Source organism: Prevotella sp. FD3004, from assembly GCF_000746155.1.
Taxonomy (GTDB): Bacteria; Bacteroidota; Bacteroidia; order Bacteroidales; family Bacteroidaceae; genus Prevotella.
Genome location: NZ_JQKR01000008.1, coordinates 355,128 through 373,967 on the forward strand (window position 1 = coordinate 355,128; position 18,840 = coordinate 373,967).

Annotated in this window: 12 protein-coding genes; 2 read left to right on the plus strand and 10 right to left on the minus strand. The window is 45.3% G+C overall.

All coding sequences use genetic code 11. The features are described from left to right. Positions 1-4 precede the first annotated feature (4 nt). Positions 5-1,741: a hypothetical protein gene (locus T325_RS01655; protein ID WP_036909796.1), complete on the minus strand. Its 1,737-nt coding sequence runs from the start codon at positions 1,739-1,741 to the stop codon at positions 5-7. A gap of 472 nt (positions 1,742-2,213) precedes the next feature. Between T325_RS01655 and T325_RS01660 the strand changes: the two genes are divergently transcribed. Then, on the plus strand, positions 2,214-3,125 hold the full coding sequence (locus T325_RS01660) for a hypothetical protein (protein ID WP_156097621.1): 912 nt from the start codon (positions 2,214-2,216) through the stop codon (positions 3,123-3,125). Between the two features lie 285 nt (positions 3,126-3,410). On the opposite strand, the gene T325_RS01665 is transcribed toward T325_RS01660, so the two are convergent. From T325_RS01665 to hpt, 9 genes are all read right to left on the minus strand, one after another. Beyond that, a complete protein-coding gene (locus tag T325_RS01665; RefSeq protein WP_051949647.1) occupies positions 3,411-4,049 on the minus strand; it encodes an FKBP-type peptidyl-prolyl cis-trans isomerase in 639 nt (212 codons plus the stop codon). 3 nt (positions 4,050-4,052) lie between these two features. Further along, positions 4,053-5,594: a glycine--tRNA ligase gene (locus T325_RS01670; RefSeq protein WP_036909799.1), complete on the minus strand. Its 1,542-nt coding sequence runs from the start codon at positions 5,592-5,594 to the stop codon at positions 4,053-4,055. A gap of 125 nt (positions 5,595-5,719) precedes the next feature. Then, positions 5,720-9,022, minus strand: a complete 3,303-nt coding sequence (locus tag T325_RS01675) for a TonB-dependent receptor (protein WP_036909801.1) — start codon at positions 9,020-9,022, stop codon at positions 5,720-5,722. Between the two features lie 162 nt (positions 9,023-9,184). Next, positions 9,185-10,690 (minus strand): BACON domain-containing protein, encoded by a 1,506-nt coding sequence (locus T325_RS01680; RefSeq protein WP_036909803.1) that lies wholly within the window; start codon positions 10,688-10,690, stop codon positions 9,185-9,187. A gap of 42 nt (positions 10,691-10,732) precedes the next feature. Then, positions 10,733-14,017, minus strand: coding sequence for a TonB-dependent receptor (locus T325_RS01685; RefSeq protein WP_036909805.1), 3,285 nt, complete (start codon positions 14,015-14,017; stop codon positions 10,733-10,735). A 140-nt stretch (positions 14,018-14,157) separates the two neighbouring features. Then, positions 14,158-14,934 (minus strand): peptidoglycan editing factor PgeF, encoded by a 777-nt coding sequence (gene pgeF, locus T325_RS01690; RefSeq protein ID WP_036909807.1) that lies wholly within the window; start codon positions 14,932-14,934, stop codon positions 14,158-14,160. Further along, complete coding sequence (gene obgE / locus T325_RS01695; protein ID WP_036909809.1) at positions 14,931-16,103, minus strand: GTPase ObgE; 1,173 nt, start codon at positions 16,101-16,103, stop codon at positions 14,931-14,933. The genes pgeF and obgE overlap by 4 nt, the downstream gene beginning before the upstream one ends. Further along, positions 16,093-16,665 (minus strand): adenylate kinase, encoded by a 573-nt coding sequence (locus tag T325_RS01700; RefSeq protein WP_036909810.1) that lies wholly within the window; start codon positions 16,663-16,665, stop codon positions 16,093-16,095. Before T325_RS01700 ends, obgE begins: the two co-directional genes overlap by 11 nt. Before the next feature lie 33 nt (positions 16,666-16,698). After that, positions 16,699-17,235 (minus strand): hypoxanthine phosphoribosyltransferase, encoded by a 537-nt coding sequence (gene hpt, locus T325_RS01705; protein ID WP_036909811.1) that lies wholly within the window; start codon positions 17,233-17,235, stop codon positions 16,699-16,701. A gap of 89 nt (positions 17,236-17,324) precedes the next feature. On the opposite strand from hpt, the gene T325_RS01710 reads away from it, so the two are divergent. Further along, positions 17,325-18,836, plus strand: a complete 1,512-nt coding sequence (locus tag T325_RS01710; RefSeq protein WP_036909812.1) for a bifunctional ADP-dependent NAD(P)H-hydrate dehydratase/NAD(P)H-hydrate epimerase — start codon at positions 17,325-17,327, stop codon at positions 18,834-18,836. The last annotated feature ends 4 nt before the right edge of the window (positions 18,837-18,840 follow it).

Genomic DNA, 18,840 nt, shown 5'->3' on the forward strand with positions numbered 1-18,840 from the left:
TTACTCATGAGAATTGCATCAACAATTCATCCAATTCTTTAGATTTTCCACCTTTATCAAACATCTTTTTCATCAGATTGATGCGGATTTTCGTAATAGATGAAGGAGACAGGCCAACCATATTTGCTACAGTTTTAGGATTAAAATGTAAGCGAATAAGAATACATGTCTTAAATTCATTCTCCGTAAGTTTAAAACTCTTTTCTGATATAAATTTATAAAAGTTGGGAAGAATGTCAATAGCCATCACATATACCTGTTGCCATTGATTGTCATCAAGCACCACCCCTTTTGTTGCCAGTTTACATAAATTGCCATATATCACAGATTTCTGCAATCTTATTTCAGAAGATTCACTTTGTAAACCCACCTTGGCTTTGTATGCTTCAATATCTTCTTTCAGCTTTACAGCCTTACTTTCCTTCTCCATAAGCAATTTATTTAAGGTCTGCTCATGGGCGCGCAATTGAATAACTTCCGAATGAATCTCTGCCAAAGAAGAGAGATCGGCCTCATATTTCAATCTTTCTTTCTTCCGTCCCTTATATATTCTCCATCCTATCCCAGTACTTAAGGTTATAATTATAATCAACAAAAGAACAGAATATCTTGCCCTTTGCCGTTCCTTTTCCGCTTTATTCTTTGCTTGCTCCGCTATTTTCTGATTTCGTGTATAGTCATACATTCCCTGCATCTGTTCGACCTCTCTTATTGCCATCTGAGCATAAGCGGAATCATTCATATCATAGCTATACAACGCATATTTTACTGCCGAATCGGGCATATGTTTCTTCTGGAATAAAAGAGCCAAGCCCCTGGAGCCGCCATTTTGATTATTGAAGTCTTTACCATCTCGTAACTCCTTACGAAAATAGTATTCGGCAGAATCTAGAAGATTAACGGCCATATAGTAGCAGCCTTTAGAATAATAATATGTCTCTCTACCTTTTTCTATATTATTATTAGCATCAAAGAAACCAGACTCTTGCTCGTATCTGTCCATGTATTCTTTCGCTTTGGAGAATTGGCGCTTATCTACCAATTCACGCAAAATTGAAGCACAGAGACTTACAGCTTGCTTTCTGTAGCCACAGGCATCTAGGATATCAGCTATATCCTCACAGGCAATAATCGCAGAATCTTCTTTTTTCTGCCTTTCGTATATAAAGACTTTTCCCTCCATACTAAGTAAGGCGTTCAACGTATCCTTTCCTTTCCAACCGTATTTCGCAGATAAGTTTTCACATTCCAATTCATAATCATAGAGCCCTTGCTGATAAAACACATTGCTCATCTGACCATAGACACGACTGAGTTGGCGATAGTCACAATCAGCAGAAGCCGTATCTGCCTTCTCAGAGGCAGTTTGAAAACAGCTCAAGGCCATAGGGGCCTCATGAATATCATAATAAGCTCTTCCCAAGAGATAGTAGGCTAGCATCTGCTCATTGGGAGTTCCATGCTCGTCGAAATAATCTACTAATATCTGAGCCTGGTCTGTACTACGAAAAAGGGAATCCACTTTATTAAGGGCATTCAGTCGATGTAGATGATAAAGCATGCGGAAACGCTTACCGAATTCATCTTCGTGCTGTCCAAGACTGTCGAGAATCATCATTGCCGAATCCGGTTTATCATGCATCAGGTCCTTTGCCTGGTTCAGCATATCAACATACGCCTGCTTTTCTGAGCAAGCCAACAATAACAACACACTAATTGAAATATAAAATAATCTTTTCACCTTTCTACACTTTCGGACTGCAAAGATACAAATAAAATGCAGAAATCAAATAAGACATAGATATTTTTCTTTTTTTGAACTATACTCATAATGTTTTCGGCCAAAGTAAAGACTGCATTATCATAGAGAAAAGCAGCATAACAGTAGGATTACTAAGAAAAATGTCAAATACTCTCGGCACAGTAATCCATATATCATAGCCGATTAATAGAACTACATTCTTCTATTATTATAATCATAATCTACGAAAATGGCAGGAAAAATCTAAAGCCTAGATAACTTTTGTTACGAAACAGAAACAACCGTCTTGTAACACACTGATTATTAGCCATTTACAATTGAGTAAAATCTGAGTAAATTATTAGAATTATTTTCCTTTTCATTTTTCTTATATACTTTTTACCTTTGCAGTCACAACCTCATAGTTTTGATTAAACTTTACTATTTTATTCACTTATAACAAAAATTAATTATGTACAAATTAAACAAATTTTTGCTCGTATCACTTACAGCATTTTGTATTTTCTATCTGGTCTCTTGTAGTCAAGAAGAAGATACGGAAGTTTTTCAAACTGGCAAATCATGTTTTCATGTATATGCAGGAAACGAGCCTCAAACAATGCCTACCAACGGAGAGTATGAAATGGATTCAATTAGTTCATTACGTTTTTCGTATAAAGGAGAATTTTTCGAATCAAAAGTCGTGTTTACTGATGACAAAGCAGTTATCTTGAACGAACAGATTGCTAATTTATTCGAGGATCTAAAGAAAAAAGAAAATGTTGCCATTTTCGTGAATGAAGATGGTTCATTCGACTTTTACAATTCTTTTGAAGAGATGAATTCTTGTCGAAAATGGAAAGAAAAGATGCGCAGCACCAGAGGAACTTACGATTATATGTTTATACAGAGATTGAAACTACGCGTCTGGAAAGATGCAAAAGGAAGGAAAAAAGGTGGTTCATATATCGAGTGGGACTTATTTAGCATCGATAATACCCAAACTCCAAGGGATTTCTATGTTGGTGGTAAAAAACCCCAATTAACACCAATAGGACAGAATCCAGATTATCCAGTTCCAGTACAAATAAAAACATACGATGATAATTTATGGAAATATAATATGGATAATGAAATCTCTTCATGCCAGATGTGGATTACTTCAGCAAAAGGCGGGAAAGCCCCATATATTGGTTTAGCACCAGGACAATTTAATCATGCAAACGTTACCTTTTATGACAATGATGACTGTACTGGCAGAAGTCTTACTTTTTCTGAGATGAGTGTAAAATACACCTACTCTCAAAGAGATTATTTTAGCAGTTTTGGCTTTAACGACCTAACCAGTTCGATAGTAATTTATTTCGACGATAATATAAATTAATATATAAAGTAAATATAAGACATCGGTCATATATTATTAAGTATATGACCGATGTCTTATATTACACACGATATAACCTCGCAATTGATATTCATAATCAAACCCATCCATGGAGATAAAGGAGGTTAAAAACTCTTTGTTTATTACTCATTTGCAAGCCAATTAATTGGATTAAGCAACAAAACAGAGATAAAAGTTCTTGATTCACTTATTAGACCCGAACTATTCGGAGATCAAATACGGCCTTATACGATTTTGCCAAGGATAGCCTTATTATACTATGACTCACTTGAAATCTGGGCGGTATTCGCCGGGATGCCAAATATCGGCAATAGCAACTTCGAACACCAATGTGCTGTAACCAGGAACTGACGATGAACCAGTTTCGCCATAACCAAGCTGATAAGGGATATAAACCAGCCAATGGTCACCTTTCTTCATGTGCTGCAAGGCAGTACAGAATCCATCGGTCCTCAAAGTGTTTACTATACCCGACGTTGTGGTAACTGGATTCCAGCTTACGCAGGCCTTCTGCATACCTGCTGTGCTCCAATCAAAGTCGCCCAGAAACGTCTCCTCAAACACATAGCCCTTTTCATACGACTTAGAAGGAATCAGCCTTCCACGATATGTATATAACACCGAATCGGTGAAAAGAGCCGTCTCTGTGCCACTACCCGACTCCAGCACTTCTACATAGATGAAATCAGAATTAGACACATTAGATGTTGTGGTGACATCCTTAGTGTAGGTGAGAATTTTCTGGTAGTTGGGATTAGCAGCTAATTGACTGATAAAGGCCTCGTTTTTCTCCTGCCAGTTATCGAACTCACCCTCTTCCTCGCTTTCCTCGCTGCACGATGATACCATCCCCACAAGTGGGAACAGTATCACAGCCAGCAATATGTATTTCCAGTTCTTCATTGTTTACTGAAGCTTCTTCAACAGACTTGCGATGCTCACCTTGTCCTCGATGATAGAGTTGAGGTCGCTAATCTTTACGCGCTCCTGCTCCATGGTGTCGCGGAAACGCAGAGTGACACAGCCATCAGTGAGCGTATCGTGGTCGACAGTAACGCAGTAAGGCGTACCGATAGCATCCTGACGACGGTAGCGCTTACCGATAGAGTCTTTCTCATCGTACTGGCAGTTGAAGTGGAACTTCAGGCTGTCGATAATCTCACGAGCCTTCTCGGGCAGACCGTCTTTCTTAACCAGAGGCATAACAGCACACTTAACTGGTGCGAGGGCTGCGGGCAACTTGAGTACGGTACGAGTCTCGCCATTCTCGAGTTTCTCCTCCTCAAAGGCGTGACACATAATGCTCAGGAACATACGATCGACACCGATAGAAGTCTCGATAACGTATGGAGTATAACTCTCGTTGGTCTGAGGATCGAAGTACTTGATGCTCTTGCCAGAGAACTTCTCATGCTGAGAAAGGTCGAAGTTGGTACGAGAGTGGATACCCTCAACCTCCTTGAAGCCGAATGGCATCTTGAACTCGATATCGGTAGCGGCATTGGCATAGTGAGCCAGCTTATCGTGGTCGTGGAAACGATAGTTCTCAGCACCGAAGCCCAGAGCCTGGTGCCACTTCATACGTGTCTCCTTCCACTTGGGGAACCACTCCAACTCGGTACCAGGAGCTACGAAGAACTGCATCTCCATCTGTTCGAACTCGCGCATACGGAAGATGAACTGACGGGCTACAATCTCGTTACGGAAAGCCTTACCAATCTGAGCGATACCGAAAGGAATCTTCATACGACCGGTCTTCTGTACGTTCAGGTAATTCACAAAGATGCCCTGAGCAGTCTCCGGACGCAGGTAAACCTTCATAGAAGCATCGGCGCTGGCACCCATCTCTGTGGCAAACATCAGGTTGAACTGACGAACGTCGGTCCAGTTCTTGGTACCGCTGATGGGGTCAACAATCTCCTCATCGAGGATAATCTGCTTCAGAGCCTCAAGATCCGGTCCCTGCATAGCCTCAGCATAGCGGGCATGCAGATTGTCGCGCTTCTCCTTGGTTTCCTTTACGCGCTCGCTGGTCTCCATATACTTAGCCTCATCAAAGCTGTCACCAAAACGCTTGCGGGCTTTCTCCACTTCTTTCTGAATCTTCTCGTCGTACTTGGCAATCTGATCCTCAATCAGTACATCAGCACGATAGCGTTTCTTTGAGTCGCGGTTATCAATCAGGGGATCGTTGAAAGCATCAACATGTCCGGAAGCCTTCCATATAGTAGGATGCATAAAGATGGCAGAATCGATACCCACGATGTTCTCGTGAAGCATTGTCATGGCCTTCCACCAGTACTGCTTAATGTTATTCTTCAACTCAACGCCGTTCTGACCATAGTCGTAAACAGCACCTAAACCGTCGTAGATCTCACTTGAGGGGAATACGAAACCATACTCCTTACAATGACTGACGATCTTCTTAAATACATCTTCTTGTGCCATAATAATCTTAAATTTGCAAATTTGCGTGCAAAGGTACGCATTTAAATTTAGAATCAAGAATTAAGAATTAAGAATTAACAAAAAATCAGAGAAAATCCTCGCCAGATAGCGAGGATTAATCTCTGTTAATTAAACAGATAGCGGATAGTGAACATAACCTGATAGGTAGACGACAGACTGAGGTAGTTCTGATAGGTCTTCAGGTGTCGCTCGCCATTCACTGTGTTATAGATGTACTTACCATTGCTGTACGACAAGAGCGAAGTCTCAGCAACCTGCTTATAGAGGCCCCAGTCATGGCAGAGGAAGTTGGCTAGATTCAGGATGTCGACACCCAACTGGAGGGCATGCTTCGTCTTTCCTATCCCGACAGTCAGATCCTGCTGGAACTTGAAGTCGAGCTGATGGTGCCAAGGCATCTTAGCGCCGCCACGTTCAGCATACTTGCCTGTACGATGTTTCAGGTAGTCATCTTGCTGGATGTAGGCCCAGAAGTCGTCGCGCTGCATCTGAGCGGTATATACCTGATGGCTGGCACCATAGGTACTCTCAGCGAAATCCCATGAATCGAGTTCCTGACGCGAGGCTGGCACATAGATGAGGTTGGCAGGAGCCAACGCGTCGTTGTTCACATTGGTTGAGAATATGTAGGAATAGCGACTAAAAGCATAGTCATTAAGATAGCCATACTGATAGCCGTCGTAAACCAAACTGAAGCATGAAACGGCATACTCCGACTCTTTCAGCCGATAGCTGGCTGAGAGGAGCAGACGATTGGGAGCCACATAGGTGGCATAGCCTCTTTCATTATCGTTGACGGCATTGATGGAGAAGCGATAGTTGTTATAGGCCGACGACACCTGATTGCCAATACCGTCGGTATAAGTCTTGGCCTTGGAATAGGTATAGCTGGCTGAAAGGTCGAGACCGAAGCCAAACGACTTGCGTAACTGGGCACTCAAAGAGAAATAGTAGGCCTTAGAACCCGCATTCTCCAAGACATAGGCCGAAGAGCCCGCATCGTAATATGACATCTTATGGCGCACGTCGCCATGCCCCAAGTCGACGGTAGAAACGCCATCCCAATAGAAATCGCGATTAGACACCACAACGGGGTTCACGTCTTTATTCATGATACCTTCAATAGTGAAGTCGACATCACCAGGAAGCTTGGCATCAAGGGCCAGAGAGGCTTTCCACGTCTTTGGCATGCGCAGGTCATCGCTCAGAATGGTGGCACTACCGGGGATGGAAGTCTTGCTGGTAGCTCCTATCTGGCGCAGCATATCGTCCTGACTGGTAGTAAAAGTGGGTATAACACCTTTGGTCTGTGAAGCGATATATGAGGTCTGCCCCATACCAGAGTTGCCGACTGCGGAGATGAGCCACACAAACGGCAAGCGCCCCACAAACAGGCCCGTACCACCACGCAGGATGAGGTCACGATTGCCTGTGATGTCCCAGTTAAAGCCAATGCGTGGTGAGAAAGAGACACTGGCTTTGGGCACATTGTCGGTACGGAAATGCTGTCCGCCAAAATCAATATTATAGTAGTCTTGATTGAAATTGTCCTTCAACTTTGGATAAGACGGTAGCTCGAAGCGTGCGCCTAACGACATGCGGAAACGGTCGGAGAGACTCAGGTTGTCTTGCAGGTAGAGCGACCACTGGTTGGTGCTCATCTTCGAAACGAACGGGGAGTGACCATCATTATTTCCATAGGTGATACCAAAAAGACGGGTGTTGGCAGGAGTGAACACAGAAGCCCAATCGCCTGCAGCCACCTGTTCGGGAGTTGCCTGGAAGGCGTAATAGCCCGCTGCCGCCTGGGCATAACCATTGGCAGCATAATCATGTTCAAACTGAATACCACCAAAGAGGTTGTGCTTGCCCAACTGAACATTTACCTCGTCGGTGATGACAGTTGTCTTGGTCTGAGCCACGTTATTATAGGTAAACAGGTCGCCTGTAAGCGCCCATGAGGGATAAATGCCCTGGCCGTTGTCCATCACAATCTCGACTACAGGAACTGACTCGCCATACTCGTTGCTGCGAGGTTGATCTTGGAAAGAATATGTACCACGCAGGGTATTATGCAGTTTGCCGAACTTGCTGTTCAACTCTACGGCGAATGAGGTAAAGTGAAACTCTGTCATATACCGACTTGAGAGCGATGACATACCGTAGTCGGTGTTGCTACCATAGGAATTCTGATTGCCACCATAGATTATCGACGTACGGTTGCTACCAATGCTGCGTGAGGCCGAGGCCGGATTAGACTCCTTACGATTTGACTTAGTGAAACGAACATTAAACTTATGGTTGTCGCTGATGTTCCAGTCTAAACGAGCCAAAAGACGATAAGCCGGCGTCTTGAGATTATACCCCTGCCATGGACCTGTGGTGAGTCCATAGGTATTCTGCATGTAACGTGAAAGGCTTTCCAGTTCCTCAATACGCGGACGACGGTTAGTGGCGGTATAAGGTGTACTGCCATTGCCTGCCAACGCCGCGGGTCCCGTCACTACATTCTCTTCGATCTCAGCATTCACAAAGAAAAAGAGCTGATCCTTCATAATCGGCCCTCCGAGGGACATGCCAAAGGTGTTATTATGGCCTTTGTCAATAGGCAGAGAAGTGTCTGCGATATGACGCCCCTTCAGAGACGTGCTGGTCATATAAGTATAGGCAGACCCTCTGAAATCGTTGGTACCACTTTTGGTAACAGCATTCACACCACCACCCGTAAATCCGCTCTGGCGGACATCGTAAGGAGTAATGGAAACCGTCATCTGCTCAAGCGCGTCGAGCGAGATTGGCATTCCACCACCAGGCAACGGACTTGGTTCCATGCCGAAAGAATCGTTGAATGAAGCACCATCGATAGTGACGCTCGACTGGCGATAATTACCACCACCAATGGCCATACCACTTGCAGAACTCGACTGAGGTGTCATCTTCATAATATCAAGCATGGTACGCCCTATGGTTGGAACAGCGGCCATTTGTGTTGCGTTCAGGTTTGTCACAGCACCTGAACGGTCGCTACGCATGGTGTTGTTGGCCTTTGCTACTACTACCACCTCCTGAATCATCTCTGAGCCCTCGCTGAGCGTGGCGTCGACCACAGCATTCTGCCCCAGCGCTAACTGGATAGCCGAGTACTTGGCTGTCTGGAAGCCGATATAGGATATCTCTATATCGTAAGGACCACCGGCACGCATACCTGTAATTGTATAACGTCCATCGATATTAGTGATAGTACGATAAACAGTCCCCGAGGGCACGTGCTTGGCCATAACAGTGGCTCCAATAGCTTCCTCGCCATCGGCCATCACGATACCAGTAACACCAGAGGTGGTGACCTGAGCTACAACGGTTGCCGACATCAATACAGCCATGACAATTGTTAATAATCGTTTCTGCATGTTGGTAGTGTATTGGTTTCTAAATTGGTTTATTGTTGCAAATATATGAATAAATTCTGATAATTGCAAGTTTTTTATTAAAAAAATGCACAAAATAAGAACGGGCTGTCATCTTACTTAAAAGACGACAGCCCGTTGAGTTATAAAAAGTATTTTTCTTGCTTACTCGTGAGAGAAGTAAATACCACCATTCACCTGAGGCGTACCCTTGTAGGTAGATTTCGGGCCAATGACAGTCAGTTTGTTGCCAACCTTGATGCCATAGGCCGCAATAGCGCCCTTACGAGCATCACCAGTAGCACCCCATCCGGGATAACAACCATATACATAGAGGCGGTTGGTGCCATCGGTAATATAGAGGTTACCATAAGTATCGTTGGCAATCTCGTCGATGGTTCCGCTTACCATATAATATACACTGTTATTATCCTCCTTGGCCAGGAAGTCAGCAATGCTTACCTCGGTAACCTTGTTTGACTTCTCGAGTTGAGCACCTGTCATCTGAGCAGCACCCTTATACTCACCACGCTTACCTACCAGCGTTACTACATCACCAACCTTCAAGCCAGCCTTCTCGAAGTCACCCTTAGCGCCGATACCATAGACATAGGCCTCACCAGAGTAATCCTTGATGTAGACGTTGCCATAAGAGGCATTAGCCACCTTAGTGATGACACCAGTCAGGCGATACTGGGTGTTGCCGACAGGAGCTGCGAGGAAGTCGGCAATGCCACACTCCACAATAGCGCCCTTCTGCTTGATAACAGCCTGAGAAGTTGACTCCTTCTCGCCATCGGTGGTCTTGAAAATAATGGTTGCCTCACGATCACCACCCTCATTCTTGGCAGCACGGAAGGTGATGGTTGGATTAGCACCTGCGGTAGAACTAACCACACCAAGCCACGACTGAGCCTCTGCAGGAATCTCAACAGCAGCACCATTACCCTTACAGGTGAGGTGAGCAGTGATTTCGCCACCAGCAACAGGCAACTCGTTTGAAGCGACACCTGCTACGGTAAGAGAATCGCACTTAACGAGTGACTTAACAATATTGATTACAGTCACGTCAACAAGTTCTACAGTACCGTTATAAGTAGTCTTAGGACCTTCAACAGTAACCACATCACCTACTTCAAGACCCAAGCTCAGGAAGTTCTTTGTAGCACCCTTCTTATCGAGTGTACCATAGATATAGACCTCGCCTGTGCCATCGTTCAAGTACCAGTTACCATAAGTAGTATTGACTATACCTGTTACAGTACCAGTTACACGATAGGTCTTTGAATCAGGACCAGCCAAAACCTCTGCACAGGTAGCGGTAGAGATGGATGTGATGCCCTGAATAACGTTGATGCGCTGTGTCTTACCCTCGCAAGTAATCAGCACTTCAGCAGTACGACCTTCAGCAGCTGCTGCTGAGAAGGTAATAGTACCATCGCCTGTACCTGAGGCTGGAGAAACTGTCAACCAGTCGGGAGCTCCAGAAACACTCCAGCTGCCAGCAGCTTCCACATCGATAGATGTAGAACCGCCACTGGTGCTTAAGGCTACGAATGACTGAGATACACGGATCTCACTGAGATAAGTGGGATCATTATCGTCAGAGCAACTTGTGAACACTGATGCCACAACTGCCAGAAGAGACGGAATGAAATATCTGAGTTTCATATTCTTTTACTTTTTTTCCTTTATTCTATTTTTCCTTTACTATTAATTAAAATAGTACTTGATACCAACAGATGCATACCAGCACTGGCTGAGTGAATAGTTAGTTGACCAGGTCTTCGTATTACCATTGATTACAGAAGGCGTAGAGAAAACAGCATAACCCTGTGCATCAACACCCTCGTACTTCAGGATACGTGGATCTGTACCAATCTCTGTGTTCAGATACTTGGCAACACCCCATGATGAGTTGAAGAAATTCAGAACGTTCTTCATATCGAAGGTGAGCTGCAAAGTGTGCTTGGTCTGACCGATATTCAGTTTGAAGTCGTGCTTATAGCCGAAGTCAATGCGGTGTACCCAAGGAGAGTAAAGGCTATAAGGCTCAGCATACTCACCCTGATGCTTCTTCAGATAACCGTCGTTATGAACATAATCCATGAAACGCTTGGCATCATCAGCAGATACGAAACGGAACTCGCCATTCTCTACCTGAGCATCGGTTGGGATATAAAGTGCATCATAGTTGTAACCATCGCTATTCATATCGTTAACCAACATATAAGAGTAGTTATAACCACCGCGCCATGCCTCGTAAACGAAGTTGTAGTGGTTGCCACACTTATCGTGGATGGTAGCAGAAGCTACGAGACGATCGGGAGTAACATATTGAGAATTGTGGAGCTTGATGTTGTTAGGACCTTCAATAGTAGGAACATAAGTGAAGGCAGACTCAGCAGCAGAACCAGGCATACCTGTTACTTCCTTAGAAACAGTATGAGTATAAGCTGCCATCAGGCTGAGCCAGTCTGTAGGCTGGGCCTTCAACTCAACACTTGCACTCCATCCATAACCGCGGCTGGTATTCTCGAGAACGAATGCCTTGGTACCAGTACGGAAACCAACGGGATAGATAGGACGGTTATCAATGCCATTGAAACGAGCAAAGCCACCTACATTGGGGATACTCCAGTCTGAGATAGACACAGCATTGATGGTCTTATTGTAAATACCCTCAACCGTTGCAGTGAAGGGGAATGAAACAGGCAACTGATAGTCAAAGGCCAAAGAGGTCTTCCATACCTGAGGCATCTTGAACTTAGGATCAACACCGTTAACTGCAGAAGGAACAGTACCATCATCAGGAGATACAGTTGTGGGATAGCCCAGACCCTGAAGTTTGGCAATCATGTCGTTCACGTTGGTCATCAGGCCACCTGCGAACTCATCCATAGTGAAGCCATTCTTCTTGGCGTTAGCAGCATTAATCTGCGCCTGATACTGAACCAGACCGCCATTAGTAGGCATATTGGTGAAGAACACGAGAGGCAGACGGCCTGAGAAGAGGCCAGTACCACCACGAACCTTCAAGCTCTTATCACCAAACACGTCGTAGGTGAAGCCCAAACGTGGAGAGAAAGTAATGCTGTTCTTAGGCCACTTACCTGTATCGATATTGCGTCCGTCATAGTCGAGGGCGAGGATGGCGTTGTTAGTCATCAGGTCGCTGTTGTTGAAGAACAGGCCATCAATGCGCAGACCGTAAGTGAGCTTGAACTTATCATTGATGTTCCACTCATCCTGAGCATAGACACCCGGACGGTTGAACTGTACACGAGCAGCAGGCTTTGTCTCACCATCATAACCATAAGTCAGACAGAAGATCTCTGGAGTGCTATTAAACAGCATATCAGGCTGAAGCACACCACCTACCCACATATCATCGGTAGCGTTGAAACGATAGTAGCCAGAACCATTACGCATATACTGGTTGTCGGCCATCTGATGCTCAAAGCTAAAACCAGCCATAATCTTATGAGCACCAGCATAATAGGTCACATCATCCTTAACGTTCCAGATGGTGTTGTGAACGGCGTTGTTCCAAGTGAACAGCTCATAACCAAGAGCCATGTAGTTGTCGCCATCCTTAGTGATATCGATGAAGGGGAACTCAGAAGAGTTAGTACCACGTATATCGTCGAGCTTAGAGATGGTAGCCAAGAACTGATTAGAGAGGTTCTCTGTCAGACGGCTATTCAAATCGAGTGACCAAGAATGTACGAGATTCTCCATAGAGTACATAGAGTTGGCAAACGACATAGAGATTGGTGACATACGAGAACTTACCATACGTGTACCACCATCCATAGAAGTTCCGTTAGGAGAATTCCAGATATTGTTCTTGGTGTAGTTGTAGCGCAGAGCCAAATGGTGTTTGTCGGTGATGTTCCAATCCAAACGAGCCATCAGTTTGTAGTTGCTCTCATCAGCAGGGAAACTGGTCCAGCTACCTGTATCGTAACCATACTTGCTGGCCATGTACTTAGAAACAGCCTCCAAGTCTTTGTTGGTCGTACGAGAAATGTAGTTATCAGGATCAGATACACCATCCTCAGAACCTCTCCAACGGTTAACCACTGTAGGAATCTTAATCATTTCACCGTTAACGAAGAAGAACAACTTGTTCTTGATGATCGGACCACCCAGAGTGAAACCATAGGTTGTGGTCTGACTCTTCTCACGGGCACCGTTAATCTGCTGACGCTTCACGGCATCACCCTGCATATTCTCGTTCTTGTGATAGATGTAGGCGCTACCCTTGAAGGTGTTCGTACCTGACTTGGTAATAGCGTTAACACCACCACCGATGAAGTTGGTCTGACGAACATCATAAGGAGAAATCACTACCTGTAACTCCTCGATAGCATCGATAGAGATAGGATTACCACCACCAGGCAGGTTAGAGCTCAGACCGAAGTTGTTGTTGAAATTGGCACCATCAACAGTGAAGTTGGCCGTACGTCCGTCAGCACCAGCGAAACTCATGCCATTACCTCCATAAGGAGACAAGCGTGTTACATCGGTAATAGAACGGCTTACGGTTGGCAGATTGGTAATCTGCTGGCTGTTAATGTTGGTGGCAGCACCAGTCTTCTCGGCAGCAAACTTAGAAGCCTTACCGCTTATGACCACCTCAGCCAATTCAGTAGCGTCTTCAGAAAGCCATACTGAGAGGTTGTAGGTCTCAGCCAGTTGAAGAGTAATTCCCTTCACCGTCTTGGGCTGGAAACCGATGTACGAAACGGTAACTTCATAAGGGCCACCGGTACGCATACCATTGATAGCGAAACGACCAGAGGTGTTTGTCACTGCGGTATAACGAGTACCTGAAGGCTCGTGTATAGCCACAACAGTTGCACCAATGACTTCCTCGCCGTTCTGATCGTCGAGGGTCACCTTTCCAGCCATACTTGAAGTTGTGATTTGTGCCATGGCAGTCAACGACAACGTTAACATCATAGCAACCAGAAAGAGCAATCTTTTCTGCATAAACTTAGAACTGTTTTAATTAATTATTTAGCGGGATGAATCCCTGCGTTGATATTTCGCTGCAAAGTTAAGGAAAATATTCGATTTAATGTTATAAAACGGGAACTTTTTGAAAAAAAAGTGAAAAAAGATAAGATTTCTCATCGGATGACAATACCCGTAAAAATACGCCCAGAGTCGATTCCAAGACGCCTTGCGGAGAAAAAATCATCAGCAAGGTCGTAAGTGCAGACACCTGATACCTGAATATGTTGGGGCAGTAACCCTGCCGACTGAAGCTGAAGACGGTTGCACGCCCAAAGATCAATGTGCCATTTAGTATACCTCTTACTGATTAGGTCCATAGGGAAATCTGCGTTCCGGAACTGCTCATAGACTTCATCGCCCACCTCGAAATTTTTCAGTGAAATACCTGGTCCTATAACGGCCATCAACCGTTCTGGACAACACCGATAAGCCTTGACCATTGCAAGAACAGCTTCATGGGTAATACGTTGAACCGTTCCACGCCACCCTGCATGAACGGCACAGACGGCATGACACTCAGGACTATATATAAGAATAGGTATGCAGTCAGCAGTGGACACGCCGACACAAACGTCTCTGACGTCAGTCATCACAGCGTCGACGCCATCGAGTTCCTGATTCCTTGTGGTATCAGGCATTAACAGAAAATTGTCAGTTACACGAAAAATCGTCTTACCATGCACCTGATGTGGGATGATAAGACGATCGGTTGTAATATCTAATTCCTGACAAAGCAGTATGCGATTCTGCCGGATGGCCTCCAAAGCATCACCACAATACAGGTTCACATTCAATTCACTATAGTTGCCTTGACTATAGCCTCCATGACGGGTGGTAGAAAAAGCAGTTACGCCTTCACCCAAATCATAATATGTCAGTTGCGGTCTCACTCACTCTCGTCCTCGTACTCAAAGTCATCGAGATCTTCAATATCCTCGATATCCTCATCGTCGATATATTCGATATCCTCGTCTTCACCCTCGTCAGCCAATTCCTGTGCGAAGCGACTCATATCCTTGTCACGATGCACAAGAGAATCTTCTGAGGTTATAACGGCGAGTTTATTGCTCTCGGCATTCAGTTCACGCCAAAGCACGTCTTTTAATTCTTCAAGACCGAAGCCCGTAACTGCTGAGATAAACACCACAGGCAGGTCTTGTGGTAAGGTCTCGCGAAGCATGTCGATCAGCTCTTCATCCAAAAGATCACACTTGGTAACTGCAAGCACACGATGTTTATCGGTAAGTTCGGGATTGAACTGTGCCAACTCGTTGAGCAATATCTCGTATTCGCGTTTGATGTCATCAGTATCACCAGGCACCATAAAGAGCAACAGTGAGTTTCGTTCAATATGGCGCAGGAAACGCAAACCAAGTCCCTTGCCTTCAGAAGCGCCCTCGATAATACCAGGGATATCGGCCATAACAAACGACTTACCATCACGATAACCAACAATACCCAATGAGGGTTCCATCGTAGTAAAAGGGTAGTTTGCTATCTTAGGACGGGCATTTGATAACGAGGAAACCAATGTAGACTTACCTGCGTTGGGGAATCCCACCAGACCGACATCAGCCAGGAGTTTCAGCTCGAGGATGATAGTCATCTCCTGCATAGGTTCACCAGGCTGAGCATAACGAGGAGCCTGGTTTGTGGCTGTACGGAACTGGAAATTGCCCAATCCGCCACGACCGCCTTTTAGAAGTACAATCTCCTGCCCATCGTAAGTAATGTCACAAACATACTTACCCGTCTCAGCGTTATATACCACAGTTCCGCATGGCACGTCGATGTACACATCCTTACCGTCGGTACCATGACATTTATCACGGCCACCGTTGCCACCATGCTCCGCAAAGATATGACGTTCATACTTCAGGTGCAACAATGTCCAGTAGTTATGGTTGCCTCGCAGAATAATGCTACCGCCCTTACCGCCGTCACCGCCATCAGGGCCGCCGTTAGGATTATACTTCACATGACGCAGGTGCATAGACCCCTTGCCGCCCTTTCCAGAGCGGCAATAGATCTTTACATAATCTACGAAATTAGATTCCATCAATTACATTACAGATGTCTGCAAAAATACGGTCGAGTTCGCCCAATCCGTCTATATGGAAATGAACGCCCTCTTTCTTATACCACTCAATGAGCGGCATGGTCTGAGAGTGATATACAACGAGGCGCTTCTTAATGGTCTCCTCATTGTCGTCGGCACGTCCACTCTGCTGTCCACGCAGAATAAGGCGCTTCATTAGTTCATCCTCTGGCACGTCAAGCTCAATCATTGCAGCAACCTTATCGCCGCGCTCGTCGAGCATCTTCTTCAGAGCCTCTGCCTGAGGGATGGTACGGGGGAATCCATCGAAGATGACACCCTTGCTATCCTTACCAAAGCTGTCATAGACAGAAGCCAAGATGCTAACCATCAACTCGTCGGGAATCAGCTGACCTTTCTCAATATAGCTGGCTGCTGTTTTACCCAGTTCTGTACCCTTTTTAATTTCACCACGAAGCACATCACCTGTCGAGATATGGTTCAATCCGTACTTCTCAATCATCTTGTCGCTCTGAGTGCCCTTGCCTGAGCCAGGAGCACCGAAAATTACAATATTCTTCATTATCCTGATAATTTATATAATTATTTCATTATTCTACTCCACTATCGTATAGATATCCTTCAGTTCACGTCCTTGCTGATCGTAATCCAAGCCATAGCCTACGATGAAATCATCGGGAATTCGGAAGGCGACATAGTCAAGTGTCAAATCCTCTTGAAGCTTGTCTGGCTTGAAAAAGAGAGTACAGATATGTACAGAAGCAGGGTTGCGAGTACCAAGCGACTCTATCATACGCTTCATGGTCTGTCCACTTTCTACGATATCCTCAACAATGACGACCGTACGACCCGATAAATCTTCGTTGATACCTAGTACCTCCTTTATCTTTCCCGTTGAGGTGGTACCCTGATATGAGGCAAGTTTTACAAAAGATATCTCACAAGGGATGGTCATCTCACGCATCAAATCAGCAGCAAAGATAAACGATCCGTTAAGTACACCAAGGAATAATGGTGTCTTACCTTCCATATCTTTACTGATTTGCTGTGCCACAGCCCTTACACGGTTCCTGATTTCAGCCTCAGTAATCGAAGTCTTGAACGTCTTATCCTTGATCTTGATGATACTCATACACTGAAAGAATTAAAAATTTGTGCAAAATTACAAAAAAACTTCCAAACTCTGCCATTTGTTAGCATATTTTTCGTATTTTTGCACCTATGAAGATTTTCACGAGTGCCCAAATCCACGAGCTGGACAAATATACAATCGAGAACGAGCCCATCAAGAGTATCGACCTGATGGAGCGTGCAGCCAAAGCCCTAACCCAAGCCATTACCGAAGTATGGAGCAACCAGACACCCGTCGTCATATTTGCCGGTCCTGGCAATAATGGCGGTGATGCACTCGCTGTCGGACGCATGCTTTGCGATAAGGGGTACGAGGTATGTGCATACCTTTTCAATGTCTCTGGTAATTTGTCGGAGGATTGTGCCATCAACAAGAAGCGTCTGTTCGAAAAGAAATCAAAGGCGCTGATTGAGGTGATACAAGAGTTTGAGCCACCACAGTTGGAAACAGGTACACTTGTTATCGACGGACTATTCGGTTCCGGACTTAACAAGCCTCTTGCAGGAGGATTCGCCTCGCTCGTGAAATATATCAACGCTTCTCCAGCCCAAGTAGTCAGCATCGACATTCCATCGGGTCTGATGACGGAGGACAACACCTATAATGTCCGCGCAAACATCATCCGCGCAAACATGACCCTTACCCTGCAACAGCCCAAGTTATCTTTCCTGTTCCCGGAAAATCAGGTTTTCATTGGCCAGTTGAAGGTTCTGGATATCAGACTCAGTAAGGATGGTATAGAGAAAATCGAAGCCAACTATACGGTTGTTGAAGAGAACGATATACGACCAAGATTATTGCCTCGCGATCCTTTCGCCCATAAAGGGAAGATGGGCAATGCACTTATCATCGCTGGGTGTTATGGCATGAGCGGAGCCTCGGTATTAGCGACCAAGGGCTGTCTTCGCGTAGGAGCAGGCAAGGTGACCACCCATACGCCTAAGCGCAACAGCATGATTCTTCAAATCAGCGTACCTGAGGCTGTGATTCAGTTTGACCGTGAAGAAACGATTTTTTCTGAAGCCGTTGACACTGAGGACTTTCAGGCTGTTGGCATAGGTCCGGGTCTCGGAACCAGCGAACAAACAGCTATTGCCATCATTGCCCAGTTGCGACGCACCCAGTGTCCACTTGTGGCCGATGCCGACGCCATCAACATTCTCGCCAATCATCGCGCCTGGCTTCAGCAACTACCCAAAGGTATCATCTTGACCCCCCACCCCAAGGAGTTTGATCGCCTGGAAGGTCCAAGTACCGATAGCTTTGAACGTTTGATGAAGGCTCGCGATTTGGCTCAGCGGCTTCAGGCATACATTCTGCTTAAAGGTCATAACACCTCACTCTGCCTACCCGACGGTCACATCATGTTCAACTCTACGGGTAATGCCGGTATGGCTACCGCAGGTAGTGGAGACGTACTAACTGGAATCATCACCGGACTGCTGGCCCGCGGCTATCAGCAAGAAGATGCTTGTATCGTCGGTATGTATCTCCATGGACTAGCTGGTGACATTGCCGCCCGCGAACTTGGTGAAGAGAGCGTCATAGCTAGTGACCTCATCCAATATTTGCCCTATGCGTTCAAACGCTTAAAAGAATAATCCC